This is a genomic window from Acinetobacter sp. YH16056_T, from assembly GCF_024605895.1.
Taxonomy (GTDB): domain Bacteria; phylum Pseudomonadota; class Gammaproteobacteria; order Pseudomonadales; family Moraxellaceae; genus Acinetobacter; species Acinetobacter amyesii.
Map to the genome: position 1 here is coordinate 12,265 of NZ_CP094546.1, position 26,392 is coordinate 38,656.

Annotated in this window: 24 protein-coding genes, 7 pseudogenes and 1 other annotated feature; of the genes and pseudogenes, 15 read left to right on the forward strand and 16 right to left on the reverse strand. The window is 39.9% G+C overall.

Going from position 1 to position 26,392, the window contains the following annotated elements:
- The first annotated feature begins 445 nt into the window (after positions 1-445).
- The 3 genes and pseudogenes from MST17_RS16185 (at position 446) to MST17_RS16195 (ending at position 3,036) form a co-directional block, all read left to right on the forward strand.
- On the forward strand, positions 446-1,618 hold the full coding sequence (locus tag MST17_RS16185) for a replication initiation protein (RefSeq protein ID WP_127800989.1): 1,173 nt from the start codon (positions 446-448) through the stop codon (positions 1,616-1,618).
- Between the two features lie 162 nt (positions 1,619-1,780).
- Positions 1,781-2,267: pseudogene (locus MST17_RS16190) on the forward strand (IS3 family transposase); the annotation flags it as partial.
- Positions 2,070-2,186 (forward strand) — a sequence feature (AL1L pseudoknot). (Overlaps the previous pseudogene by 117 nt.)
- A 64-nt stretch (positions 2,268-2,331) precedes the next feature.
- The gene (locus MST17_RS16195) at positions 2,332-3,036 is read left to right on the forward strand and encodes an IS6-like element IS26 family transposase (protein WP_001067858.1); all 705 of its coding nucleotides are present in this window, start codon (positions 2,332-2,334) and stop codon (positions 3,034-3,036) included.
- A gap of 53 nt (positions 3,037-3,089) precedes the next feature.
- Here MST17_RS16195 and intI1 read toward each other — a convergent pair.
- Positions 3,090-3,626: pseudogene (gene intI1, locus MST17_RS16200) on the reverse strand (class 1 integron integrase IntI1); the annotation flags it as partial.
- A gap of 155 nt (positions 3,627-3,781) precedes the next feature.
- Here intI1 and dfrA16 point away from each other — a divergent pair.
- Positions 3,782-4,255: a trimethoprim-resistant dihydrofolate reductase DfrA16 gene (dfrA16, locus tag MST17_RS16205; protein ID WP_032490158.1), complete on the forward strand. Its 474-nt coding sequence runs from the start codon at positions 3,782-3,784 to the stop codon at positions 4,253-4,255.
- 229 nt (positions 4,256-4,484) lie between these two features.
- Here dfrA16 and MST17_RS16210 read toward each other — a convergent pair whose 3' ends face one another.
- Complete coding sequence (locus tag MST17_RS16210; RefSeq protein WP_001067855.1) at positions 4,485-5,189, reverse strand: IS6-like element IS26 family transposase; 705 nt, start codon at positions 5,187-5,189, stop codon at positions 4,485-4,487.
- 24 nt (positions 5,190-5,213) lie between these two features.
- Here MST17_RS16210 and MST17_RS16215 point away from each other — a divergent pair, with 24 nt between their 5' ends.
- Positions 5,214-6,110 carry a S1 family peptidase gene (locus MST17_RS16215; protein WP_228140232.1) on the forward strand — a complete coding sequence of 299 codons (897 nt, stop codon included), beginning with the start codon at positions 5,214-5,216 and terminating at the stop codon, positions 6,108-6,110.
- A 2-nt stretch (positions 6,111-6,112) separates the two neighbouring features.
- Positions 6,113-6,613 carry an META domain-containing protein gene (locus MST17_RS16220; protein WP_074163995.1) on the forward strand — a complete coding sequence of 167 codons (501 nt, stop codon included), beginning with the start codon at positions 6,113-6,115 and terminating at the stop codon, positions 6,611-6,613.
- A 699-nt stretch (positions 6,614-7,312) separates the two neighbouring features.
- On the opposite strand, the gene MST17_RS16225 is transcribed toward MST17_RS16220, so the two are convergent.
- From MST17_RS16225 to MST17_RS16235, 3 genes are read right to left on the reverse strand one after another with little or no spacing between them, the layout of a single operon-like run.
- Positions 7,313-7,627, reverse strand: coding sequence for a hypothetical protein (locus MST17_RS16225; RefSeq protein ID WP_104505826.1), 315 nt, complete (start codon positions 7,625-7,627; stop codon positions 7,313-7,315).
- A 38-nt stretch (positions 7,628-7,665) separates the two neighbouring features.
- Positions 7,666-7,980 (reverse strand): DNA-binding transcriptional regulator, encoded by a 315-nt coding sequence (locus MST17_RS16230; protein ID WP_104505827.1) that lies wholly within the window; start codon positions 7,978-7,980, stop codon positions 7,666-7,668.
- Positions 7,961-8,284, reverse strand: a complete 324-nt coding sequence (locus tag MST17_RS16235) for a transcriptional regulator (RefSeq protein ID WP_104505828.1) — start codon at positions 8,282-8,284, stop codon at positions 7,961-7,963. Before MST17_RS16235 ends, MST17_RS16230 begins: the two co-directional genes overlap by 20 nt.
- Before the next feature lie 88 nt (positions 8,285-8,372).
- Between MST17_RS16235 and MST17_RS16240 the strand changes: the two are divergent.
- Positions 8,373-8,468, forward strand: a pseudogene (locus MST17_RS16240) (transposase domain-containing protein); the annotation flags it as partial.
- A gap of 84 nt (positions 8,469-8,552) precedes the next feature.
- On the opposite strand, the pseudogene MST17_RS16245 reads toward MST17_RS16240, so the two are convergent.
- Together MST17_RS16245 and MST17_RS16250 are read right to left on the reverse strand one after the other, a co-directional pair.
- Positions 8,553-8,714, reverse strand: a pseudogene (locus MST17_RS16245) (ISNCY family transposase); the annotation flags it as partial.
- Positions 8,715-8,766: 52 nt separating this feature from the next.
- Positions 8,767-9,471 (reverse strand): IS6-like element IS26 family transposase, encoded by a 705-nt coding sequence (locus MST17_RS16250; RefSeq protein ID WP_001067858.1) that lies wholly within the window; start codon positions 9,469-9,471, stop codon positions 8,767-8,769.
- A gap of 103 nt (positions 9,472-9,574) precedes the next feature.
- Here MST17_RS16250 and MST17_RS16255 point away from each other — a divergent pair, with 103 nt between their 5' ends.
- The 4 genes and pseudogenes from MST17_RS16255 to MST17_RS16270 form a co-directional block, all read left to right on the forward strand.
- Positions 9,575-9,958: a transposase gene (locus tag MST17_RS16255; RefSeq protein WP_179990955.1), complete on the forward strand. Its 384-nt coding sequence runs from the start codon at positions 9,575-9,577 to the stop codon at positions 9,956-9,958.
- Positions 9,955-10,290: an IS66 family insertion sequence element accessory protein TnpB gene (tnpB, locus tag MST17_RS16260; RefSeq protein ID WP_179990954.1), complete on the forward strand. Its 336-nt coding sequence runs from the start codon at positions 9,955-9,957 to the stop codon at positions 10,288-10,290. The genes MST17_RS16255 and tnpB overlap by 4 nt, the downstream gene beginning before the upstream one ends.
- A 74-nt stretch (positions 10,291-10,364) precedes the next feature.
- Positions 10,365-11,723, forward strand: a pseudogene (locus tag MST17_RS16265) (IS66-like element ISAba25 family transposase); the annotation flags it as partial.
- Positions 11,724-12,298: 575 nt separating this feature from the next.
- A pseudogene (locus tag MST17_RS16270) lies at positions 12,299-12,763 on the forward strand (reverse transcriptase N-terminal domain-containing protein); the annotation flags it as partial.
- 113 nt (positions 12,764-12,876) lie between these two features.
- On the opposite strand, the pseudogene MST17_RS16275 reads toward MST17_RS16270, so the two are convergent.
- The 7 genes and pseudogenes from MST17_RS16275 to MST17_RS16305 all read right to left on the reverse strand — a co-directional run.
- A pseudogene (locus MST17_RS16275) lies at positions 12,877-13,098 on the reverse strand (cation transporter); the annotation flags it as partial.
- Positions 13,099-13,274: 176 nt separating this feature from the next.
- On the reverse strand, positions 13,275-13,469 hold the full coding sequence (locus MST17_RS16280; protein ID WP_179990953.1) for a heavy-metal-associated domain-containing protein: 195 nt from the start codon (positions 13,467-13,469) through the stop codon (positions 13,275-13,277).
- Positions 13,470-14,217: 748 nt separating this feature from the next.
- The gene (locus tag MST17_RS16285; protein WP_000934717.1) at positions 14,218-15,483 is read right to left on the reverse strand and encodes a type II toxin-antitoxin system HipA family toxin; all 1,266 of its coding nucleotides are present in this window, start codon (positions 15,481-15,483) and stop codon (positions 14,218-14,220) included.
- Entirely contained in the window at positions 15,483-15,788 is a 306-nt protein-coding gene (locus tag MST17_RS16290; protein WP_000366814.1) for a helix-turn-helix domain-containing protein, read from the reverse strand. The genes MST17_RS16285 and MST17_RS16290 overlap by 1 nt, the downstream gene beginning before the upstream one ends.
- A 920-nt stretch (positions 15,789-16,708) precedes the next feature.
- On the reverse strand, positions 16,709-16,966 hold the full coding sequence (locus tag MST17_RS16295) for a hypothetical protein (protein ID WP_004726728.1): 258 nt from the start codon (positions 16,964-16,966) through the stop codon (positions 16,709-16,711).
- 349 nt (positions 16,967-17,315) lie between these two features.
- A complete protein-coding gene (locus MST17_RS16300; RefSeq protein ID WP_179990952.1) occupies positions 17,316-17,912 on the reverse strand; it encodes a putative adenosine monophosphate-protein transferase Fic in 597 nt (198 codons plus the stop codon).
- 12 nt (positions 17,913-17,924) lie between these two features.
- Positions 17,925-18,092, reverse strand: coding sequence for a YhfG family protein (locus MST17_RS16305; RefSeq protein ID WP_000946583.1), 168 nt, complete (start codon positions 18,090-18,092; stop codon positions 17,925-17,927).
- A gap of 317 nt (positions 18,093-18,409) precedes the next feature.
- Here MST17_RS16305 and MST17_RS16310 point away from each other — a divergent pair, with 317 nt between their 5' ends.
- Genes MST17_RS16310 through MST17_RS17255 form a run of 4 tightly spaced genes read left to right on the forward strand, consistent with a single transcriptional unit; the run spans position 18,410 to position 24,558 of the window.
- Positions 18,410-18,859 (forward strand): hypothetical protein, encoded by a 450-nt coding sequence (locus tag MST17_RS16310; RefSeq protein ID WP_002046161.1) that lies wholly within the window; start codon positions 18,410-18,412, stop codon positions 18,857-18,859.
- Positions 18,846-21,185 carry a hypothetical protein gene (locus MST17_RS16315; RefSeq protein ID WP_127800787.1) on the forward strand — a complete coding sequence of 780 codons (2,340 nt, stop codon included), beginning with the start codon at positions 18,846-18,848 and terminating at the stop codon, positions 21,183-21,185. The genes MST17_RS16310 and MST17_RS16315 overlap by 14 nt, the downstream gene beginning before the upstream one ends.
- 4 nt (positions 21,186-21,189) lie before the next feature.
- Positions 21,190-24,390 carry a site-specific integrase gene (locus MST17_RS16320; RefSeq protein WP_127800785.1) on the forward strand — a complete coding sequence of 1,067 codons (3,201 nt, stop codon included), beginning with the start codon at positions 21,190-21,192 and terminating at the stop codon, positions 24,388-24,390.
- Between the two features lie 60 nt (positions 24,391-24,450).
- Positions 24,451-24,558, forward strand: a complete 108-nt coding sequence (locus tag MST17_RS17255) for a hypothetical protein (protein WP_372551473.1) — start codon at positions 24,451-24,453, stop codon at positions 24,556-24,558.
- Positions 24,559-24,702: 144 nt separating this feature from the next.
- On the opposite strand, the gene MST17_RS16330 is transcribed toward MST17_RS17255, so the two are convergent.
- Positions 24,703-24,921: a hypothetical protein gene (locus MST17_RS16330; protein ID WP_000550047.1), complete on the reverse strand. Its 219-nt coding sequence runs from the start codon at positions 24,919-24,921 to the stop codon at positions 24,703-24,705.
- 30 nt (positions 24,922-24,951) lie between these two features.
- The gene (locus MST17_RS16335; protein ID WP_180027309.1) at positions 24,952-26,334 is read right to left on the reverse strand and encodes an IS200/IS605 family accessory protein TnpB-related protein; all 1,383 of its coding nucleotides are present in this window, start codon (positions 26,332-26,334) and stop codon (positions 24,952-24,954) included.
- Positions 26,335-26,392 lie beyond the last annotated feature (58 nt).

Genomic DNA, 26,392 nt, shown 5'->3' on the forward strand with positions numbered 1-26,392 from the left:
TTTAAAAAACAAATATTTAAGCTGTTAATAAAGTCTCATAACTAAGCTTTAAAGGTGGAAAGATTGTCACTGTATCTTCTTAACCTGTGGATAATCTGTTTTTATTGGATATTTCCTGATGATTATATGTGCAGTTATACCTTTTAAATCTAACAAAAAGGTGGAAGCCTTGTCACATCAGGGTTTTTATCTGACTTAACCTAACTAGACCTGAATGAAAAAAGTAAAAATAGACCTTCTGAACTGTAATTTCGAGACTAAAGGTGGAAGGTCTGTCATCATGGGGTGGAAAGATTATAATTAATTCCACTTTAAGTGCAGGAAATCGGCTAAAATGCTTCTTTTTGATGACAAACTTTCCACTTTTAGAATATTGTGGTGAAAGTCTTGAAAGTTTTTCCACTTTTGTATATAAAAACTAAGTTAAATTATAAATATCACGGTTATGACAGAATCTGAACCATTGCAAGAAGAATCGAATTATATTCCTTACTGTATAGGCAACATTCGCCATAATGGCGTTGTCAGTACCAGTAACCGTTTAATTCGCCCAATCGAATTATCAGCCAATGAATATAAGGCACTTTTATATGCAATGGCGGTTGCGAATTATAGTGAGAAAAATAGGGTAGATGGTGAAATTACCGAACAAACTTATATTTATTTGTATAAGGATGATTTGGCAGATTTACTAGGATTAAATAAACGTAATTCAATTAATGTTGCAATAGATCGGATTTATAAAGAGCTTTCATCCCGGGTAGCTCATTTTATTATTGAGGAGCCAGCTGATAATGGTAAGAGAAAGACTAAAAAAGTACATTCTGTCGTTCCCATTATCCGTGAGTTAAGATGGGAAGATGATTCTAAAAATGCGATTCAGATTCGTTTTACCAGTGAGGTGTTGCCGTATTTCACTCAACTGGCTGGGGGTAATTTTACTACCTATCAGCTAAAACATCTTTTTGCCCTAGATTCTGTTGCCAGTATGAGTCTTTATACTTATTTCATTAAAAACGAATTTAAGTACGCCAATCAAAAGAGTTATGAAGTGCCATTACTTTTAGAAAACTTGAAAGCACTGATTGATATTAATGAAACCAAATATGATCGCTGGGTAGATTTTAGACGCTATGTATTAGACAAAATAGTGGCAGAAATTAACGAAAATACAGATCTACAGTTAGAGTATGAAACCGTTAAGAAAGGCCGTCCAATTGTAGGTGTGAATTTTAAACTGCATCATCGGATTGCTGATAAGGCACTGGATGAATTTGCAGTGATTGAAAAAATCTATCTTGATGTTCCATTTGAAGACAATGCATCCGTAAAAGAATTAGGGGCTAAATTCGATATGAATGTACGTTCTTGGTATATTTTTAATAATGATGAAAATTATCAGCAGTTCAAGAAGTGGTTTAAAAAAGTAGGATGCCTCACTGACTCTCAAGCAAATATTGTCATTAATGACACTTTATTCCAAATGGATTTTGCTGAAATTGGTATGGGGTTGAATGACTTTAAACGAAATATGAAGCATAAACTTAAAAGTAATCCGGAATTCGTCCATAGTATTCGTGAAAGACTGAATGATATTTTTGGTAAAGAGTTGATCTAGCGAAAAGTGTAGCAACTTGCTACACTTTTTAGATATATGTTCGTAAAGAATACAAGTGGTAAGGACCTTAGGATAAAAACGACTCTGTTGCATAAAGTGTGAAAATTGAGACTGAACCGTACCGGGTTTGTCGGAGACCAAGCTTTCTGAGAGAATGTCCCGATGAAAAAAGTAAAATATACCCCTGAAATCAGAGAAAGAGCGGTTCAATTATTGATTGAATCCGAGAAAGATTATCCATCGAATTGGGCTGCGATCACCGCTATTGCTCCCTGAGCAGTATACTGCGCAAGGGTTGTACTCCTGAAACACTACGTGTTTGGTATCAAAAATATTTAGATAAACAAAATCCAGTTAAAGTACAGCAGCTTTCAGACCAAGAACGTATCAAACAACTCGAACGCGAAAATAAAGAACTGCAACGCGCCAATGAAATTCTACGTAAAGCAGCCGCTTTTTTCGCCCAGGCGGAGCTCGACCGCCCACACAAATAATGGTGGATTTTATCCATAATAATAAAGAGCTGTACGGAGTCGAGGCGATTTGTAGAATTTTACCGATCGCACCTTCAACCTATTACCGGACTCTAGATCTCTGTGAAAATCCAGAACATCGAGCGAAACGTGCTCTGCATGATTTATATCATGCAGGGCACTGTTGCAAATAGTCGGTGGTGATAAACTTATCATCCCCTTTTGCTGATGGAGCTGCACATGAACCCATTCAAAGGCCGGCATTTTCAGCGTGACATCATTCTGTGGGCCGTACGCTGGTACTGCAAATACGGCATCAGTTACCGTGAGCTGCAGGAGATGCTGGCTGAACGCGGAGTGAATGTCGATCACTCCACGATTTACCGCTGGGTTCAGCGTTATGCGCCTGAAATGGAAAAACGGCTGCGCTGGTACTGGCGTAACCCTTCCGATCTTTGCCCGTGGCACATGGATGAAACCTACGTGAAGGTCAATGGCCGCTGGGCGTATCTGTACCGGGCCGTCGACAGCCGGGGCCGCACTGTCGATTTTTATCTCTCCTCCCGTCGTAACAGCAAAGCTGCATACCGGTTTCTGGGTAAAATCCTCAACAACGTGAAGAAGTGGCAGATCCCACGATTCATCAACACGGATAAAGCGCCCGCCTATGGTCGCGCGCTTGCTCTGCTCAAACGCGAAGGCCGGTGCCCGTCTGACGTTGAACACCGACAGATTAAGTACCGGAACAACGTGATTGAATGCGATCATGGCAAACTGAAACGGATAATCAACGCCACGCTGGGATTTAAATCCATGAAGACGGCTTACGCCACCATCAAAGGTATTGAGGTGATGCGTGCACTACGCAAAGGCCAGGCCTCAGCATTTTATTATGGTGATCCCCTGGGCGAAATGCGCCTGGTAAGCAGAGTTTTTGAAATGTAAGGCCTTTGAATAAGACAAAAGGCTGCCTCATCGCTAACTTTGCAACAGTGCCACATCAAGGCCCGATCCTTGGAGCCCTTGCCCTCCCGCACGATGATCGTGCCGTGATCGAAATCCAGATCCTTGACCCGCAGTTGCAAACCCTCACTGATCCGCATGCCCGTTCCATACAGAAGCTGGGCGAACAAACGATGCTCGCCTTCCAGAAAACCGAGGATGCGAACCACTTCATCCGGGGTCAGCACCACCGGCAAGCGCCGCGACGGCCGAGGTCTTCCGATCTCCTGAAGCCAGGGCAGATCCGTGCACAGCACCTTGCCGTAGAAGAACAGCAAGGCCGCCAATGCCTGACGATGCGTGGAGACCGAAACCTTGCGCTCGTTCGCCAGCCAGGACAGAAATGCCTCGACTTCGCTGCTGCCCAAGGTTGCCGGGTGACGCACACCGTGGAAACGGATGAAGGCACGAACCCAGTGGACATAAGCCTGTTCGGTTGGTAAGCTGTAATGCAAGTAGCGTATGCGCTCACGCAACTGGTCCAGAACCTTGACCGAACGCAGCGGTGGTAACGGCGCAGTGGCGGTTTTCATGGCTTGTTATGACTGTTTTTTTGTACAGTCTATGCCTCGGGCATCCAAGCAGCAAGCGCGTTACGCCGTGGGTCGATGTTTGATGTTATGGAGCAGCAACGATGTTACGCAGCAGGGCAGTCGCCCTAAAACAAAGTTAACTCGAGGGAGAAATCGTGAAGTTATCACTAATGGCTGCCAAGTCGAAGAACGGTATTATCGGTAATGGACCAGATATTCCATGGAGCGCCAAAGGCGAGCAACTTCTATTTAAGGCAATTACATATAATCAATGGCTTTTAGTTGGACGCAAAACTTTTGAGTCAATGGGCGCTCTCCCAAATCGAAAGTATGCAGTTGTAACTCGCTCTAATTTTTCTACGAATGATGAGGGTGTAATGGTTTTCTCCTCAATTCAGGATGCCTTAATAAATTTAGAGGAAATCACGGATCATGTTATCGTTTCTGGTGGTGGTGAAATATACAAAAGCTTGATTTCCAAAGTAGATACTTTGCATATTTCAACAGTCGACATCGAGCGAGATGGAGACATAGTTTTTCCTGAAATCCCAGATACATTCAAGTTGGTATTTGAGCAAGATTTCGAGTCTAACATTAACTATTGTTATCAAATCTGGCAAAAGAGTTAACAAGCGCCTGCAATCTGACCTCCGGTTACTGTCACCTTTTTTTGCGGTGGAGCTGCAAAAAAGGCGCCATTAACCTCCGGCAGTTGAGGCGGGCGTTAGCCATATTATGGAGCCTCATGCTTTTATATAAAATGTGTGACAATCAAAATTATGGGGTTACTTACATGAAGTTTTTATGGCACTGTTGCAAAGTTAGCGATGAGGCAGCCTTTTGTCTTATTCAAAGGCCTTACATTTCAAAAACTCTGCTTACCAGGCGCATTTCGCCCAGGGGATCACCATAATAAAATGCTGAGGCCTGGCCTTTGCGTAGTGCACGCATCACCTCAATACCTTTGATGGTGGCGTAAGCCGTCTTCATGGATTTAAATCCCAGCGTGGCGCCGATTATCCGTTTCAGTTTGCCATGATCGCATTCAATCACGTTGTTCCGGTACTTAATCTGTCGGTGTTCAACGTCAGACGGGCACCGGCCTTCGCGTTTGAGCAGAGCAAGCGCGCGACCATAGGCGGGCGCTTTATCCGTGTTGATGAATCGTGGGATCTGCCACTTCTTCACGTTGTTGAGGATTTTACCCAGAAACCGGTATGCAGCTTTGCTGTTACGACGGGAGGAGAGATAAAAATCGACAGTGCGGCCCCGGCTGTCGACGGCCCGGTACAGATACGCCCAGCGGCCATTGACCTTCACGTAGGTTTCATCCATGTGCCACGGGCAAAGATCGGAAGGGTTACGCCAGTACCAGCGCAGCCGTTTTTCCATTTCAGGCGCATAACGCTGAACCCAGCGGTAAATCGTGGAGTGATCGACATTCACTCCGCGTTCAGCCAGCATCTCCTGCAGCTCACGGTAACTGATGCCGTATTTGCAGTACCAGCGTACGGCCCACAGAATGATGTCACGCTGAAAATGCCGGCCTTTGAATGGGTTCATGTGCAGCTCCATCAGCAAAAGGGGATGATAAGTTTATCACCACCGACTATTTGCAACAGTGCCGAAAATAGCATTGATTTAGAGCTTTATGATCCAAAGCATACTGCAACCAACCAAACACAGGGTTTGAAATTACTGAGCAGTGAAAAACCTAGAACATTAACCAATGTCCCACTTAAAGTAACGACCACTAATATTCCATTAAGACATAGTGCCGCAGTAAGGGCAGCAGAAACCATGCTGATGGCGGATAGTACAACTTCAACCACTTTTTATAATTGTACAACAGGTTTTAATGTGAAAAACGCTGCGGGTACAAAATTTGCGACCACAGCGGCTCACTGTAAGAATTACAAAATTACTGTAGATGACCGCAAGACAACTGGCAATGATAATATTGCACTAACCTTTGTGGGAGACTTCTGGAATGGTAGTCAGGATTTCCAAACCATGAGTTTAGTATCATCTACACATACCTTGAACCCAGAATTTTTCGCCAGTGACAATGTGGTCAAAACTCTAACTGGTCGACGTACACAAGGTAACACACCTGTTGGTACGTATGTCTGTCATTATGGAATGAAAACTGGTTATAGTTGTGGTACGGTTCAGTCGACCGCATTTAAAGCATTTGGTACTGACAATAAATGTGGACCATCAGGGGCAGGTGTGTGTAATGCAACATGGGTAAAAGTTTCAGGTCCAACGTTGGATTGTTGGGGTGGCGATAGTGGTGGTCCAATCTTTATTGGAAGTGTGGCGGCAGGGTTATTATCTACTGCAACTTATCAAGGCACATGGAGTTCTTCCATGAAAGGTCAGGGGTATTGCGGAGGTGCCGCCAAACCTAATGGATATATGACCTATATGTCTACTGATGAACTCTATAAAGAGGGTTACTCATTATTATACGGACAATAACGATGACTAGAATATTTATACTGATGTTCGTCGTTGGACTTTTGAGCGCTTGTCATAAGCCTTCATCAGCCGATCAGTCCAAGATACAAGAATTACAAGTGATGTCCTTTAGTGAGCAGACCTTGGCGCAATTTTCTTGGGAATTAATCGAGGCAACAAATGCTAATAGTGAACGTATAGATTCATTATTTCTGGCTTCAAAACCTGACCAACCTATCACGCTAAAATTTGCAGAAAAGATGCTGTATATTGGGAATTTGTTTTGTAATATAAATTCGATTGGTATTCATTTTAAGGGCAATCATTTATATGCTGAACAACCAATTGTTGCCACAATGATGGGCTGTCCTGATGATATCAACTTACGTGAAAGTACGATGATAGATATTCTGGTGAATGCTCCCACATTATATCTTCAATCTCGTAAGGGGCAGGCACAACTGCTTATAGAAACACAAAAAAAAGAGAAATTGATTTTTAAAGGTGTTCAAGTCAACAAGTAGTCTAAATTCTTGCAGTACACTGATGAAAATCATAAGGTAAAGTTAGATATGAGGAAGCCCAATCATTTAGTTGGGCTTCTTTGTTTAAATATAATTTTAAGAGCCGGTAACTTATTTTCTGTAAGTTCCCTTTTACTATTTTTCTTTTGAGTATTTTATTAATCTAATTCTTTTACGCACTCAATAAGTATTACCACTATACCAACTCTTAGAAAGAGCTTTGAATTCCCTATTTAACATAATGGTGGTTATACGAAGTACACTTGTATATTAAGTTAAATATCAAGTACTTAAAAATTTAGCCATGACTAAGAAAAAGCAAAAAATCGGCTTTTGTAATAAGTTGGTGAGTTTTTAAGCAGATCTGTAATATTTTGCCAGTAAATTTGATTAAAAAACGATCAATTTGGCAATCAGTGCCCATTTCATCGGCTTTCAGGATCCGAAACTATCCCCAATTACTGTGGATGAAATTTAGGCTATTTTGTACGCTTTGGCTCACATAAAACTCGGCCCTTTGCGGCTATCCAGGATAGGTGAATTTTCCTATGATGAAGTCATAGAGAACAGGATGTTCCAAACAACAAGAATAAGAAAGATCGCACCAGGAGCGTGAGGTAAGACAGGAGTCATACCTAGCAACCCAATATGAGAAACCCCGGCAGGATGCTGGGGTTTTTTATTGTCTGCATTTAAGGTCTAATCAGTCTTAGCCAATTCATTTTGGTTGATAAGTTTAATCAGCGCATTTTGAACAAACTCATCAAGTTCAATCCCTTTTTCTTTTATGATGGTTTCTATCTTTGCTAGCGTTTCACTTTCTAATTCGAACTCGATTTCTGCTGATGTTTCCATGAGTAAATCATAGTTATTTTCGACTATCTTTTTAAAGGTTTCTTCTAGATCTTTTGTTGATGGAATATTGAAAGATAAGCGTAATGAGCTATTGATAATTTCAATATGGGTATACCCTAAATATTCAGTACTTTTTCCCACAAATCCTAAGTGCTTCATAAAAAACCTTAAATAAATATAGTAGAGAGCTGTCTAAATTAAGCCAGACTCTCTTTTACAAATTTTGGATCAACAATAAATAATCGAATAAGGGATGTTGCTGCTCCTGATGGTCTTCTCGCACCTTGTTCCCATGATTCAAGAGTACGTCTTGATACGCCAAGAATCTTAGCAAACTGATCTTGTGTTAGTTGAGCCTTTCTACGAGCTAACGCTACATCTGTCTCAGTGATTACGGTTCTTTTCGCTGCATTACTAGTAAGCATATCGTCGATGCCTTGTAATATTTCAGCTTCAATATCCCTAGTTGCTTCAAAAGCCTCAAGTTCTTTTTCAGTCATTAAACGAGTCATTTAGTTTCTCCACTAATGCTTGAAGAGTCTTCTTACTAAGCTGTACAGTTTGCTTTTTACTGTACAAGGTTAATAACCAAATCTCTCCATTTGCTAAACGATTAAAGTAGATGACTCTGACACCACCACTTTTACCTCTACCACCGCTAGTCCATCTAATCTTACGAATACCACCTGCATTAGGCTCTACATCTCCTGCTTCAGGATTTAATGCTAAGAATGTTTTGAATTCCTCATATTCTTCCTGAGTCCAATAAACAAGACAGTATTTAGTAAATAATGGAGTCTCACATATTGTATACATTGATTGCATTCATACTACCTTGTAGTAGTTTATTTTATACTACTTTGTGGTATTTTTAAATGATAATTCTTAGTTCTCAGGATTAAATGCCTATTTAAGTGATGTGCTGAAAAGGTTGCCGACACATAAAGTGACTCAGATTGAAGAATTGCTACCACACCGCTGGAAACCTGAACCGAATTAAAAAATAGGCATGGGGTTCAGCGGACGCTTACGTTCTGTTATTCCTAAGTAGAAATGTCCTACCTAATAACCAAATAGAAATGTCCTATATGGACAATTCCAAGTCAAGCACAGGATTCAGATTTCGTTCTTTGATTACTGTCTTCTGTGCACGTCTGCTTGGCATAGATTGAGAACGATTACGTTTGTTTTGCTGTTCCAATTCTTCATGCTGTTGTTGAATATGATTGAGAACTGCACCTAAACGGGCACTGTTGCAAAGTTAGCGATGAGGCAGCCTTTTGTCTTATTCAAAGGCCTTACATTTCAAAAACTCTGCTTACCAGGCGCATTTCGCCCAGGGGATCACCATAATAAAATGCTGAGGCCTGGCCTTTGCGTAGTGCACGCATCACCTCAATACCTTTGATGGTGGCGTAAGCCGTCTTCATGGATTTAAATCCCAGCGTGGCGTTGATTATCCGTTTCAGTTTGCCATGATCGCATTCAATCACGTTGTTCCGGTACTTAATCTGTCGGTGTTCAACGTCAGACGGGCACCGGCCTTCGCGTTTGAGCAGAGCAAGCGCGCGACCATAGGCGGGCGCTTTATCCGTGTTGATGAATCGTGGGATCTGCCACTTCTTCACGTTGTTGAGGATTTTACCCAGAAACCGGTATGCAGCTTTGCTGTTACGACGGGAGGAGAGATAAAAATCGACAGTGCGGCCCCGGCTGTCGACGGCCCGGTACAGATACGCCCAGCGGCCATTGACCTTCACGTAGGTTTCATCCATGTGCCACGGGCAAAGATCGGAAGGGTTACGCCAGTACCAGCGCAGCCGTTTTTCCATTTCAGGCGCATAACGCTGAACCCAGCGGTAAATCGTGGAGTGATCGACATTCACTCCGCGTTCAGCCAGCATCTCCTGCAGCTCACGGTAACTGATGCCGTATTTGCAGTACCAGCGTACGGCCCACAGAATGATGTCACGCTGAAAATGCCGGCCTTTGAATGGGTTCATGTGCAGCTCCATCAGCAAAAGGGGATGATAAGTTTATCACCACCGACTATTTGCAACAGTGCCTAATTTAGTTCCCACCTAAAAACAAGTGGGGACTTAATCTATGAACATGGATATATATTCAGCAACACCTCCTGTTGCTAAAAAACGCAGAACATACAGCAAAGAATTCAAATTCAGTATTGTCAATGCCTGCAAAAATCCTAATACCTCGATCGCTTCGGTCGCACTGCAACATAGTATTAATGCCAACCTTGTCAGTCGTTGGATCAGGATCTTCAGCCATCATGATGGTGCCGTGCAGGATCCTACTCATGTGAATCCAGCATTTATTGCTTTGCCTTACACTGCTGCAATCAGCCAACCTATTGATGAGAGGATCACGTTGTGTATCACCGTGCCTCATACGAATAATGATATTCAGCTAAAATGGCAGACATCAGAAATACCTGCCTTGGCAGAATTACTCAAGGCACTGGCAACATGATCCGTATCAATGAAATTTGGCTCTCTACCCAGCCCATGGACATGCGTGCAGGTATGGATACGACCATGGCTCAGGTGGTGAGAGCCTTTGGCTACATCAAACCGCATTGCGCCTACCTGTTCTGTAATAAACGTGGTCATCGTATGAAAGTGCTGGTACATGATGGACTGGGCATCTGGCTGTGTGCCAGGCGGCTGGAACAGGGAAAATTCCACTGGGCTCAAGTTCACCAAGGTGAAACCGTGGTCCTCAACCCGGAACAGTTACAGGCATTAATCCAGGGTTTGCCCTGGCAGCGCATTGGACGACAGCAAGTGGTAACAATGCTCTAAACCAAGCTCGGCTATTCTGCTATTCTCCAAACGTTCTATTTCATTCTCTTCATGACCTCAGGCATACTGCGGTCATGAATACGCTGCCTGACTTAAGCCAACTGACCCATGAACAACTGCTGGAATTTACCCGGCAGTTGGCGATGCAGCATCAGTCTCTAGCACAATCAAACCAGCAATTAGATTCTAAAGTTCAACATCTTTCTATTCTCAATCAAAAATACGAGCATGAACTGGCGCTGTTTAAAAAGCACAAATTCGCCCAAAAGAATGAACACTTAACGGCAAAACAAATCCATCTGTGGGATGAAGCGGTTGAAGAAGATATTGCCGCGGTTGATCTAGAACTGGAACGGCTAAATGCAGATAAAACTAATGCAGCGACACAGAAAGCCAAAACCAATAAACCTAAACGTCGACCACTGCCAGATCATCTACACACCATCCGTATTGAGCATGAACCTGCATCAACCCAATGTGCTTGTGGCTGCCAACTCCGTCGTATCGGCGAAGATGTCAGTGAAAAACTGCATTTCAGACCGGCACAGTTCTATAAGGAACAGCATGTGCGTGGTAAATGGGTCTGTGATCAGTGTGACACTCTGACTCAGCAAGCGATGCCCGCCTATGTGATTGATAAAGGCATTGCTTCACCTGAATTGCTCAGCCATGTGCTGGTATCGAAGTATGCCGATCATTTGCCGCTGTACCGTCAATGTCTGATCTATCAGCGGGCGGGAATCGAACTTTCTAGATCAACTTTATCTGACTGGATAGGTCGCTGCGGTGTAGAACTGGAACCTCTGGCCAATGCCTTAAAAGAGGTGGTACTACAACAGCAGGTGCTGCATGCAGATGAAACACCGGTCACCATCATGCGGATGGGTGAGAATAATAAAAAACCGAAGAAAGGTTATGTCTGGGCCTATGCCACTACACAGTACAATCCAGTTCAGGCGGTGATCTATGACTTTCAGGATAGTCGTTCAGGCCAGCATGCTGAAGAGTTCTTGAAAGGCTGGCAGGGCTATCTAGTCTGTGATGATTACAGTGGTTATAAAGCACGCTTTAAATCAGGCGATGTCATTGAGGTGGGCTGCATGGCGCATGCACGTCGTAAATTCCATGAACTGCATGTAACTGGGAAAAGTCAGGTCGCTGAACAGGCATTAGTGCTGATTCAGAAACTGTATGCGATAGAAGCAGAGCTCAGGAAAAAGACCGATGGTACAGCGGAAGACCGCCGCGAATACCGACAACAGCATAGTCAACCAGTGATGCAACAACTATATGAATGGCTCAACCAACATCATCTGACAGTGCCATCGAGTTCTCCCACCGCCAAGGCCATCAATTACACTCTGAAGCGTTGGCCAGCTTTAAGCCGCTATCTGGATGATGGCAATCTACCGATTTGCAATAATTGGGTCGAGGTGCGACACGAAGTCGCTTAATGAAGTTGTTCCCCCTGCGGGAACCACCCGTGTCACCGGGTGAATCTAGAAGGCTGAATAAAGAGCGCCTTCGACAATGTAACGAGGCACCGCAAGGTGCGGGGTATCAATCGTGAGAGGCGTACCCTTCTGGCAGCCATAGCCGGACAAGGGCTAGATAATCGGTATGGTGAACACATGTGAATCTGCGTAACGATCGTCAAGTTGAACGAGCGGAAATGGCTGATACGCTCGAACCAAAACGGTAATGGAGGTGGGAATTGCGTCTTTCGACTACGCATTCGTGACCCATACGCCTCCCGGTCGATAGCAGGCACCTAAGCCGATGTACTTCAGTAAGCGGAACGTGGAAATCCCGTATTACTCCCATTGGGAAAGCAGTTTGCAAAAACTGCCCATGGTGATGCGGGCGAAGGAACGAGGAAAAAGCGAATGCCAGTCTGTAATGGGTTGGATAGAGGTTGAAACATTACCCCACGCGAAAGCGGGCTGACGTCCTTATGGTCTCTCATCACAAGAGAGTGTGTAGAACCCTTTTAATGGAGGGAGAGCAAATGAATGCAGCAGTATCAGCGTGTGCACCTTCCAGCACATCGTGGGACAGCATCGATTGGATTGCTGTACAGCGTCATGTCAGAGGGCTGCAAGCGCGTATTGTGAAGGCGGTACAAGACGGCAGGCATAACAAGGCGAAAGCTTTGCAATGGCTGCTGACTCACTCGTTTAGTGGCAAAGCATTGGCCGTCAAACGAGTGTCTGAAAACAAAGGCAAAAACACGGCTGGGGTCGACAAGGTGACTTGGAATACACCCAAGGCCAAGACCGGTGCGATGATGTCGTTGAAGAGGCGAGGTTACACGCCCCTTCCGCTTCGGAGAGTCCTTATTCCGAAGAAAAATGGCAAGATGAGACCTCTCGGGATACCCACGATGAAATGCCGGGCCATGCAGGCGCTCCATCTGCTGGCTTTGGAACCCATCGCGGAGACCACTGCTGATCGGAACTCTTATGGATTCAGGGCTTTGTTGCACAAAGATTTCATAACTATATGATTTTAAAAGTTTTGATTGTTTTTTGATCCAAAATTAAATTTATTTAAATCAGATGCTTACATATTTATGCAACAAAGCCCTTCGTAGCCTGCTTTTTCTACGGCTTTAATTAAAGTAGCGCGATCAAGTGGTTGATGCGCATAAATGACTGCTTTTTCGGTAGCCAGATTTACATGAGCCGATTCAACACCCTCAACAGATTTTAAAGCTTTTTCCACACGGCCTACACAAGAAGCACATGTCATCCCCTCAATCTCTAATGTTTCACTGTAGTGTGGCGTATCAGTCATTTCGGTACTCATATACGATCTCTATCATTTAGATATGCTGAGTTCTATATGCGAAGATCAGCTCGAACCAAGATTAGGTGGAATTCAGGGATTACTTTTATTTCAAGCAAGTACAGGTTTTATCTGTACGATGAGGAAAATAAGAGAGTAAAAGTGGTAAGGAATTCCCACTGTTACTCTAACAGAGATTAAGCAGGATCAGCTGTAAATCCACGCTCACTGAGAGTGGCAATGACTTGATCCTGACTCACCGTTGTGTTGATTTCAATAATACGGTTTTGTAAATCAATATCGAGTGAGGCATTCGAGTCGAGCTCTTTAATTGCGGTAGTAATGCCGCGTGCACAACCACCACAAGTCATATTAGCGATGTGAAATTTCATATGTTGCTCCTTTTTAACAAAACATTTGTTTAAAACATTAGAACAGTAACTCTAAACTTTCACCATACAACCAGCCTTTTTCTGAATCAGTTACTCGCTGTAACTTGGTCTGTTTACAACCTTACAGTTTTCTTCAGAGTATTCCAAAGAAGAGTGTTCTAATGACTACAGTAAATAACACTAAATATAAAAAAAATGGAAGAATAATTTACTAAGTTATTGTTTTTAAGTTGATCCTTGTTTTATATGGGGGTGATAATAACTTCTGATTACTAGTTTTTACCTTAAATATACCGATTGAAAGATTCATTTAAAGGCTATGAATACATGAGTTTTACAGTTTGGCTAGGTCAGCATGAGTACTTTTCACAAGATTTAAGATCGACCATGAACGTGATTAAGTTATAGGGGATTGATGAAATAGTTTTTATGAATTTCTGGCTTTCTGGGCTGATTTTATCAAATTCATGTCTATGCAAAATTGCGACATATTTCTCGTGCTGGTAGTTATCCAGAGTTTGGTCTGCATCTATCCATAGTGCAGACCTTTTTTTGGTGACAGTTTTTTCTTAGTGATTTTCGATCTGGATGTAGTGATTTCACGTTTGCAGAATATATCTTGGCGGTGATCCATCTAATATTCGTGATTATAAAGAGAGCTAATTCACAGGTTCTACAGATTATGTAGCGACTAACTATATCAAAGTCTATTTGCAGTTGATGGTTGGCGCTTAGTTTATATTTACGCTTAGGTTTCAGTTAAAAAATCAATATTCTGTTGAATCCGTGATTGAATCATCTGTAGGGTAGATTCTCGAATTTGATGGGGATACAGGCGCTGCGCAATTTGACTAAATTGAAGTGCAATTTCACGCATGGTCAAGATGATCTCATCGACTTCTAGAGTAGTCAGATTAGCTTCTGAAGTACCGAGTTTATGTATGTCATTTCGGGAAATATTGAGCGCTTCTCCCATAATGTCCATTTGATGATAACCACCTGGACCCTCGCAGAAGGTCACATCATAGGCTGGAGCCAATTTCCATTGACCATTTTTCTCCATGAGAAATGAAAAGTTCTTAGTATGGTCATCCCGATTATTGAAAAGCACATTAAACACAGCACGTTTAAAAGCATGCAATCTTTCTCGTACATCTTGCGTACACATCAAGGTTGCCCGGAGAAAATTGCGATAGTCTAGGCTACCTGGAACTTTATAGTCTGCTCCTGTATATGCAGCCAAACTCTGCATTGGAATCCGCATACCATTTTGACGATCGAATCGTTTAGAAGCAAAAGCCGTTAAACCATTGGGCAAATTAAAGAAATGGGTATCTGGAGTCTCAATTGCACAAAGTCGCAAACATTCTGCATAGACGGCTTCAATGGCGCAGACTTCAGGATGCTCTTGCTGAGCAGGAAACTTAATCAGCCAGGCTTCATGTTGATCAGAATCTTGAGTCGAAAACTCTAAATTGACAGGATCTCGGTAAACCAACGCTTTTGGTCTGGCACCTTGAGGGGAGCCACCCATGACCAATAAATGCTGTAGAAATTCACCACCTTCACCTTTGAGTACTTCTTGAACTTCCTGGGCCAGTTGTTGTAAAGGGATATTTTCTGAGGTTTGCATGTCAGCAACACAAGGTTCAAAGGAGAGGGCACCCATTGCGTGACTACTAATATAGGTCAGACGCTCCAAAGGTCCAATTCGTGCTGAATTTAAGCCAATTTTTTTGAAATATCGATCCATCAACATCATGCCCCAACCATCTGGTAAAGCGTCATAGACTGGACCTGGGAGTCCCATTTGATGAGTAGGAAAACCTTGTCTGAATGGTAGACCTTTTAAAGGCAGCAAGTAAGAAGAGAGCTCAACACCTTGCTGTATTGCTTCTGGACTATATTCAAAAGCAATGGTGGGTCTACCTGTCGTGGCTGTTGAACTAATCAGCGTTCCCCATAACCATGATTCGCCCCAACCGTTGTAATAAACATTAAGTCTATTGAGCATTATCCCTTCCTCTTAATACGGTGGCGCTTACTTTGACTCTCATAGCGAAGAATGTCATTCACACTGTTAAGCTGAGGTTTAAATAGTTCCTGAAGTTCGTTTAATCGACCCAAGACCATTGCAATACGGACTAAATTTTCAACAGATACATTTCGTCCCGCTTCAAGATTCGAAACTGTATTCACGCCGACACCAGCGCGTGCTGCTACCTCAGCTTGAGACATCTCCAGAAAGAGTCGTTGCTTACGTAAACGCTCACCTAAAAGAGTCACAACTTCTTCTGGTTTAGTGAAATATAAATCCATTAAATTGGGTCTTAAGAATGAATAATTTAATTAAATCACAAAATAATGGAATTAATCTATAGCTATAGTGTGGCTAAGGAGGGCTTTGTTGCACAGCACATCAGAAGGGTAGGTATAGTCCTTGGGTATCGGTTACAGAAAATCATCAGGATGTACTTTGACTGATTGTTGATACGGAGATTTCAGTATTTTCATTTTTCCTAATAGGTCACATTACTTAGAAAGGGTTCTTCGAAAATTAGTTCATACTTTAAAAATCCTATAAATATTGAGGATATTTTCTTAATGCTTTCAATATAGCATGCGGCTATATGTAACTCGAACGGGCTTAATCTGCCTTTCAGTATAAATTTTTTGGGCGTGAGAGGGGAGAGGTGTGAGGGCAAGCAATTTATATCGTGGATACTTCTAAATTACTTATGTAATAGAAGGTGGTAAACATGGATTTAGAGGTAATAACACTAAATATAAAAAAATTGGAAGAATAATTTATTAAATTATTGTTTTTATGTGGTTATTGGTGATGTTATGAATAATAATAACTTTTTTCTTGATGAATTTTACCTAAAAAAATTGATCAGATAATTTTCTTTAAATGTCATGCATACATAAATTTGACAGTTTGAAGGGATCGGTATGTGCATTTTTCACAAGGTTAAAGATCGACCATAAATGTGATAAACGGCAGAGGATCATTGAAAAATGAATGGATTTAAACACTACATGTATGCACGAAAAAAAGTATCGCTGCGGTTCTGCTGACAGGCTGTATTGAGCATTGAATGCAAATGATGTAGTAATTGTCTACAGGCTATAGGACCAGCATGAAGAAGAATGAAATGTAGTTGCCAATTTATAACCTTGGTTGAAAAGCATAGCATTGTTATTCGGAGAAGTGAGGTAAGCCATCCTTCTCTTATTCATTTAAAATGATTCTTACTCAACTGATCTCGACTCATGGGCTGGTTCCAATTAGACGGATAATAACTTCCATCCCCTATCTTTTTCTTACCACATTTCTTGCATTTAATCCCTTCTTTGGAGATTTGATTCAGCATCACTGTTGTCGGTTGAATCAAATCAATGACATAGTTCGTTGGTTCAGGAAAAGCAGAAGAGGCTGCTTTATTGCAAAAGAGAACATTCGGATCAAATGGATTGGATTGCACAAAAGCCATGATACAGCCACAGAGTAATTCACCTGCATGTAATCTGTAACATCCATTCAGGTCATCAGACGAAGATTAATCTGAAATTTAAGCACTAAACACCATAAATCTATGTATGGGCAGACTTTTTTGAGACATATGTTGATAAACATGCGGCAAGTTACATTGCTTAAAAGTCTATCTAAGTTAACGATCTATTCAATTCTGGATAAGTAATCTGAATATTACGATCCTAAATTACCCGAAGAGTATTAAGATTTCTAAGAATCGTGATTGTTGGTTTATTTGGGAAATTAATCAGTGGATTGAAGCAAAGATGATGGCTCATTAAGGATTGTGGGCTTCGACTACTTAAATTTTAGGTATTTTGAATAAAGCATATTTCAAAAATCTTAATTAATGGATTTAAATTACCATAAAAACCTTCAATATTGGCTTGAATCCATTGTTGTTGAGAGTCAATGCGAGACCAATCAATACCATAACCACAATGAGCAATCAGATGCTCAAAGAAAATCCGTTGTGTACGTCCATTACCTTCACGGAATGGGTGTATGACATTAAGCTCACAATACAAGTCGGCAAGTTGAGGAATCAGTTGTTGTGGTGCTAAGCCTTGAAAGTATTTTTTTTCTTGAAGCGGTTTGAGTAGTTTATTGGTTTCAATTTCAATACGGGAAAAATTACAAAAACGGGTGTCACCTTTGGAAATATCGATTTGTCTTAACTTTCCTGCCCAGTCGTATAAGTCGCCAAAGAGCTGCGCATGAATTGATTTTAAGTATTGTAAGTCGTAAGGTGGTTCAGCATATTCAATTAAGTTACTTGCCAATCCAGACAGTTCTAGTTCAGCTTGTTCTAAAATTTGTTCATCACGAATATTGAGTTTGTTCTTTAGGATATTTGTGCCAGGGTAACAATACAGGCTGTCACCCATTTCCCCATATTTATCCATACATGCACCTGACTAAGATTCGGGTTGCGAATACTTCTTATATTTTTGCAAGATTTCAGCTTTACTTTGTTGAGTTGTTTGAGCTGTCGTTGTAATGCCTTCAAGCTTTAGGCTGGCTTGATAGTTTTGCGAACGTGTCGCTTGAATATATTTTCTTTTCTGTTCAGTGGTTCTGAGCATTTCGAAACTCCATTGATGCTACACGTGAAGTAAGTATAGCAGAGAATCTTTTTGATCAATGCTGCATACACAGCATTTCTAAAATGTAATACAACGGTATTGTTTCATGTAATAACAGAAAACTAAAAAAAAGTGGAAGAATTCTTAAAATTTAGACCGTCATAGATAAGCAAACCGTATGTATTTGTTGAGAATTGTAATTTTGAGAAAATTTAGTTGATAAATTAAATGAAGTTTCATATACAAAGATATGCTCATTTTTTAAATCGATAAAAATGTTAAGATTTGACTATTTGGTAAAAAATATAGAAATTTTTATGGGGCAATTTATCATGCCCTTTTGCTTTGACCGAAAAAATGTTCAACTTGAGATAGTAAAAATTAACTCAGAACTACTGAAAATCAAAAAGATTAAACAGAGTCAGAAAGTAGTAGTACAAGCAAAGTTCAAAATAATCTATGTGAAAATTTGGCAAAAAATCTTGCTATTGATGCAAACGGAGCCAGGCTTACGTGTGCATTCTAATTATGTTGCAATCTTACAGTTGATACATAATCTTGATGATTTTATCGAAAAATCACAACAACACTTGTGCTTTGAAAGAAAAGCTCAGAAAGAACTGGATGCTAAATTTTTTGCAAGATTTTTTAAGCTAACAAAGAATTCAATAAAGGATCAACTTTTACCAAATCGTTCTGATCACAATGAATTTAAACAATGCAACGTGATAAAAATATTAAGCGAAAATGAATATGCCAAACATTGAAACACAAGAGCAATTCTTAGATTTAGCAGAAAAATATCAACAAGATTATTGTCTATTACGTGATGATATTGTAAATACACAATTTGTCGATCTATCAGATGATTTGTATAAAGATGTCTACGCTCTATACAAATTAGCACAACAAATTTATAGCTATATATCAGGCTCCAGACAGATCGGTAAGTATTCTTTTTTAGCTGCTGTGAGTTTTTTTGCATGTCCAGATTCTAGTAATACACAAGAGCTGTCATCGCAACGTTATTTGATTCTACAAGCGAGTTTTTTAACATATCGGCAGTATCAAGAATTTGCAAAAATTGATAAAGCTGAGAATAAGCAAAAACATGTTTGTGACCTATTACGCTATGTCTCACGATATGTGCTGGATTCTAATCATGCTGAATTATTTCATGAATGTAGTAAGCTGCTAAATTGTTATGTCACGTACGAACGTAATTTGAAAAAAGAGGATCGTAATCAACTTTTTAATATTAAAGATTTCGAACAAGTACAAGTCATAGAGTATTTATCGGCTCTATTAATAATTTTTAAAAGACTAGATGATCGTCGTGTAGTTCATCGTCAGCGTAAGTCAAAAAAAAGCAAAGTTTTGCAATGGCCGACGAAAAATGAACTCAAAAAATTTCGTGAAATTAAAACGGGTAAGCAAGTAGATATTGGACATAACGCAAAGATTAGTATTTATGATGCCGCTCTTCACAAAGATGAAGAGGGTGAAGTTGATCTATTAGATCCTGAAATGGAGTTTTATTCAGAAGATGAAAAGTCTAAAAATTTAAATTATATACTCAGCGATAATGCGACGCATCTAATGCGGCATCGCCAGCGCCGTCATGCTCCTTTTGTTACAAATCCACATTATTTGGCGCCAGATATACTGAAGCAAATTGTTTATGTGTTGAGAACCGAGTTATCCGGGCACTGGAGGGATGCTGCAATCGCTGCAGCATGTTTATTGTCACTTTTGACGGGATTATCACCCGTCGCACTGATGGATTTTAACGAGCTTATTCAAGATGGAATTTTGATCCAGAATGGTTCAAGTAGACGTCGCGAATATTTACTCAAATTAAATCTTAAAATTACAGAGCAGAAGATTAAGAGCTTAAATCATGTGCGGTGGAATGAAGTGATGACACATCAACTACATTTACCTTCTGCTTGGTTTGACTATATAGAACAAGCATCGAATCCACTAATTTCATCAACACACATTAATACGAAACTTAAGAATTGGCTTGATAATCGGTTTGTAGGTTCGATCACTGTAGAAAAACTGCAGGCTCAATTATATTTTCATATATATTATGAAACATATAATGAATATCTTGCTCATGTAATTGCTGGGCGGGATAGTCAGCATCACATGCCTGGTATCTATTATGGCGGGCTACCGAAAACTCAACTCAGTAGCACATATCTAGCCTTTTTAGAAAAAGCACTTACACCACATTCCACACATTTTACTGAAGACACGGCTGAACTAAAAATATTGCAACAACAATTCAAAGTGCAATCTGCATTATCTATAGGAAGGATAGGGAGCCAACTGGCACTTGAACCCAATTTTGTGAAAGAGCAATTCCATATTTTACATAGACATTGTCACGAAAACATCCAAGAAGATAAGCACATTATTAATCAACTTAATGCATATGCGTGTTGGATGTGGCATATCAGTTTGTTGAGTTTGGCAAGTCGGCCTAAAAAAAACCTGTTGGGGAATTTGGATGATTATTGTGTTGAGCTCAAGCTTTTATATGTGAATGATAAAAAAAATAGTAAAGCAAGAAAAGATGGTCGTTTTATCCCTTTATCTGATTTTTTCATAAAAACACTGCAAAATTACACTGCCTTTTTAGAACAAATTATTGAAGCGTACGGTTCATTTTTTAGACAAGTCTTTGCAAAGAAGAAGATAACTGTAAATGATCTTTTTGGTAAGGTCATTTTTAGTAAAGATATCTTGCCGATAACTGTCAAAGAATGGCAGAGCAGGAAAATTAAGTTAATCCCTTTATCGAGAAAATGGGTGAATTCATATATGCAAGGAGTCTTTCCAAAGAATATGTATTCGAATTGGTTACGTCATTTTGACATGAACTTTTTGATGCATGAGCAGCAAGAGGGTAAACCAGCATTAGCTTTTCACTTAATTCAGGCCCTGTATGGTCATGACCAACGTGACCGAGAGGCTTTTCATCCGCATTCTTCACTTATCCCGAATGTCTATGTACAGCAAGCCCGCCAGCAATTGCAAGATAATGTCAAATCTTTATCGATTAAACACTTAGAGCGAAAATAGTTGTATGCAAAAAATCAAAGAACTAATAAAACCACAACTAGATGATCTATTTGTTGATATTCATAAAATGGTGAAAAAGTCGCTAGATAGACAGCCTTCTCCACCTGAAGTATTGACGAAAGAAATGCAGCAAAAACTTGATCAGCAGATCGCTGAAAAATGGCATGACATTAAAGATAGTGTTGATTGTTTGAGTCAAAAGTTGAGCCGAGACGAACAATCAAAACTGATGCAATTTACTGAAGATGAATTTAATAAAAGAAGGAAGCAATTCAACCAGAATGTAGATAAAAAATCATACAGAATTAAGCTAAATCCACATACTAAACGGATCGTACTGCCTAGAAAAATTGAGAGTACAGAGTCACGGTTAGAACAGGGGCATCTACATATCCATGTACTTAAGGAATTAAGGCAGTATTGGCAAGATTCATTTGAATATTGGAATGAACCAAAGTACTTATGGGGAAATTTATGCTTAAGTTTTATATATATTTCAGGCTGTGCAGATGAACAGCATTTGATTGCTATTCAGAAGCAATTGCAGGAGGCCATTGAGCTTGGTACAGATCTGAATTGTTTTCGGTTATACCATTCGGACTACAAAAAAATCACTAATCCATTGTTACTACATTATCGTGTTGAAAACTCTCAATATGGCAACGATGTAGAACAGGGAAAGTTGTACCAATGGAAACATGTTTTTTTTAACCCATATGCGCAGTTCATTTTGCAATATTTAAAAAAGTTGAAAGCTGCTCAGAAAGAATTTTGTCTGCAACATTCAGTTGAAGATTGTATTTTAGAAAGCTTGAGTAAGATAGGCAGGAAAAAAAGTCTTGGGGATCTGCAATATCAAATTAAACGCCGTGGATTTCGTGCATTTAATGATGTGCAAATGGTACTCGAATTTAATCCAAACCTCAGCATAGATATATTTTTGAGTAATGTGCTTCAGCAAGAGATTAATACTGTTGCTTTAAGGCCATCCGAATTTAGATTGCTGTGGAATAATGATTACAATCAAGTCACAGAACCAGATAATCGCCCTATTCATTTTGAACAAGAGCAGTTACTTCCTGAAGTTCCGACTGTTCAAAGCAAATTACAAACGATTCCGTATGAGTTGATGTTGTTTGGTCAAAAGAAACGTAAAGGTCAAAAAGTTGAGCGTTTAGATAAAAAGAGGAATAAAGAAGAACGCACGCTACGTTTTTGGCAAGAAACTAGAAGGGTGTTAGAGGAGAAGATAGTTGATGCTAATACGGAGGAAAAGTCTTTAATTGATGCTCAACTACGCTTAATTCACTGGTTAATGCATTTAAAAAAACGAGGGCTTCAATTATCAACTATTGAAAGCTACTTAGGATCGTTTGGCAAAGAATTTATATTTGAGATTTGGCTCAATAAATTAGATTTAAAGCAACAATCCATAGATGACTATGAGGATTTATATCGGCAGCTATTGAAATACAGCAGTGAACGTGATGAAAAAGCAGTTCAACGAGATTCGGTGAAAGGAAAAACCTCTCGTAAGATGCACCAAAGCGCAGAATACCGTTTTGGTCGCCTAAAAGATTTTCATCAATTCTGTATAGAGAATTATGATGCTCCAGGGGTATTGGTGTTACAGAATTCAAGTTTTAAGCATTTACAAATTTGCAATGCACGGCTAGTGAGTCCTTTGCTATTTGGCAAATTATTGGAAAAACTAGAAAATTTAAGTCAAGAGCCAACGGCATCAGAGTGGGTCGATCATCTGAGTTGTTTAAAGCTGATGTATTTACTAAGTTATAGAACTGGACTTCGATTAAATGAAGTTCGTTGTCTTAAAATACAAGATATTATTTGCCCAGAGCTACTTTATAAAGAAAAAGAAAATACAGTTTTTAATAATATCACGCTTCATATCCAAGACAATTCATATCGCCGTCTGAAAACGCGAAGTGCGAATCGTCAAATACCATTGAAAATTGCATTGTCAGAACATGAGTTTTTAGTAGTACAACGTTACATACAACATCGTTATGAGCAATATTTGGTTAATCAGCAGGATGATCTACTTTTTAGTGTGAATCATCGTGTATTAACTGATCAATGTATCAGCAAAATTACAGTAGATTTGTTTAGTCAAATATTAGGTATGCATCATGGCTTTAGTTTTCATACATTACGCCACAGTGCTGCTAACTATCTAGCAATAACTTTGCTCGGTTCAAAAGAAATGATCAAGACCTACACAGATTGTCCTTGGGTAAAAGCAAAAAAGATGAGGGATTTATTGTTTGGTATGAAAGCACGTGCTCAAGAAGAGATTATTCAACATAAATGGCAGGTGCTCGCCTCTTGGATGGGGCATAGCAGTATTGAGCAAACGGCTTCAAATTACCTTCATGTTTTGGATTTATTAGCAGTCGATCGAATTTATAATTCGCCGTGTATCATTTCAAAAAAAGTATTAGAACAGTGTTTTAGTCCAGTGAAGTCAAGTACAGACTACATAAACCTAAATCGTTATACTCAGCAGCAGAAATGGTTTAATTCTTATCAGCAAACACAGCCAGTTACGATGGCTGGCCGACAAGAAAAGAAGTTTAGTATAGAGAAGAGTACTCTGACACCTTTTCAACGTTTGATAAGTTTTAGAGAAGGTCGATTAAGCGAAGATACCCAAGCTCAAGAATGGATGCAACGATGTCAATGGATGAGCACTAAATGGATGGATCGCCAAAAATTTAATTTAAAAACGAATTATGTTTATAGTAAGAATTTAGAAGAGAGTTGGTTTGATGAACTTTACGAAAAGGCTAAAAAACTGACTCGTCCAGATGAAATAATTCCTCTCCTTGATTTTCATTATAAAGATGATAGGCAGCAAGATGCACTGAAAGAAAAGAACATGGTTAAGGCGCTTAAAATATTATTATTATTTGGAAAACTGCGTAAGAATTTTCTACATTTTCAATGCCGAATGAAAGGTGATGAGCAACAAATTGTTAATTTTATTACTGGTATAGAGCCAATGTTAGGAGATCATCTGTATTTAGAAAAACAAAACTACCCAGTTAATTTGGATGCTCCTGAGCGAACCGTTAAATTTAGTTTTCAAAGAGTTGTCGGCTCTAACAAAAAAAATGTTACTCCGCTGGTTATATTTAATTTAATGTTAAAAATGATGCAAAAAGATGAACTCTGGATCAAATAGCCTAAGCATGTTAAAGGGGAATTGTTTAGAAATTTCCCTGTTTATAAGTAAACTGCCTTTATGAAAAGCACCATGCTGACTTGGATTAATAAGCGGAATGTAGTATCACAGTTTGATCGCTGGATTTACGAAAATGGTGTGAAGATTAGCGGTATGGTAAATCGATGAGCTAAAGTGTTGTAGTCCAAACTCGATCTGACAATTACCCATTTTTTAGTGTGCCCGTCAGGTTAAATTTGAACTGAATTTTTCTCAGCCCAAATTCATTTCCAATCAAGTTATGTTTCAAGTGGCGTGCGAACACTGCACAATTTAATTCACGGTGCCTAAGACAGGTATCAACTTCGGACCAGCCATTCTAGCTTTGCTAATGATTTCCACCAGCTCATCATAAGTCAGTTCAAACTTATCCTCACTATCAAATACATAGACCATATTCTTGCCTTCATGTTCAGGTGGAGTAGGTGGTACAAATCGTTTCGGGATAAGAATTTGTGCGAGTTGTTCGTCAGTTAATTTAAATAAGTGCATGTTTTTATCCTACTGTTCCTTAAAATGTATTCAAACATACTCAAGGACTAATTCGCACTCTGTTAATGTCTTGTTGCCAAGCGTGTAACTAGAGCCTGAGTCGGTCAGTTCCGACTTGTAGCGGTCAGTCCGTTCTTGAAATATACGCTTTACAGTTTTGTAAGGCGTATAACGACTTATCTCATTGTCGTTTAATCTTGCAAGCACGTTTCTCGCAGCATTCCAATCAGCTTGCACAACTTCCCCATTGAAACGGTGAAAACGATCTCCCTTACGTGTACCTATTAAAAGGCCATGCAAGAAAGAATCACTTTGCGAAGTATATGCAGAATTGACTAGATGCACCGTAGAACCTCTACGGTGAGATATAGAAGTTAGGGCATTAGCTAACAAACCTTTAGCCCATGTATTTAAGCGTCTATTGGTGTTTTTGCCATAGTTGCGTTTACTTTGAATTGGGGATGTTAAATCTTCCGCAACAATCACTTTGGCTTTATCAACCAACTTGTGAGTTGCTGTAAATATTAATGTTTTGAGCTTTGCTTTTTGAGTATCTTGTCGCTTATCTAGTTTTTTTCGACCTAGATTATTTAACTCAATTTTCTGTTTCTTGTGTGGTTTAGCTTTAGCAATCGCTCTGAGCTTGTTTCTGTGCTTGTACTTTTGATTTAAATAATCTGATTCACTTGAGATCAGCTTGCCTAGACCACTCCCATATACATCGCCATCAGAGTCCACAAAAGCTTCTGAGTACCCTTTATCAACACCTACGGTTTCCTGACCACAATCCTGTGTTTCAACTGCATCATAAGTTGAGTGAACTTCAACATTACCGTTTTTTAGAATGATTCTAAGTGTGCCTTGTGGCGCAAAATCAACAGTCGTATTTAATGGGATTTTAATGGTTTGTCGAGGGATTAGGCTTGGTACTTTAAGCCAACATTGACCATTTAACTCAAAGGTTTTACACATATCCGCACGAACAATAATTTGATTATGTGTGTGATTAACACCATGCTTAAAGTGATTACGCATTTGACGATGGAGGAAATTATCAGTCATCCATTCATCTTTTTTAAGCAAGGTGTATAGTCTTTTTTGTTCATTATTACAGGAGGTGCGTTTTCGGATCGCCTGCTTTACTTTGTCTTTTGATGCTTCTCGATAGGCTTTAATATCACCTATGCAATCACGTAGCGTTTCTTTCCACGCATTTGCAGAAACACCAAAGTCACGACTTTCTTTCATCCACGCATCACGAATAGCTCTGTCACTGATATTCAAACCTGAAATAGCACCATATTTAGCCCACACCTCGCTACGAATACGACCAAGTAAAACAGCTTGTTTCTCAAGCTGTTTGTACTTTTGCACATTCAAGTTTTTACAATGGTGGATGCGTGTTAATTTCACAAAGTCATGCCTAGGTTAAGGGATTGGATAATCAATAGATATGGATGCTAATATACCA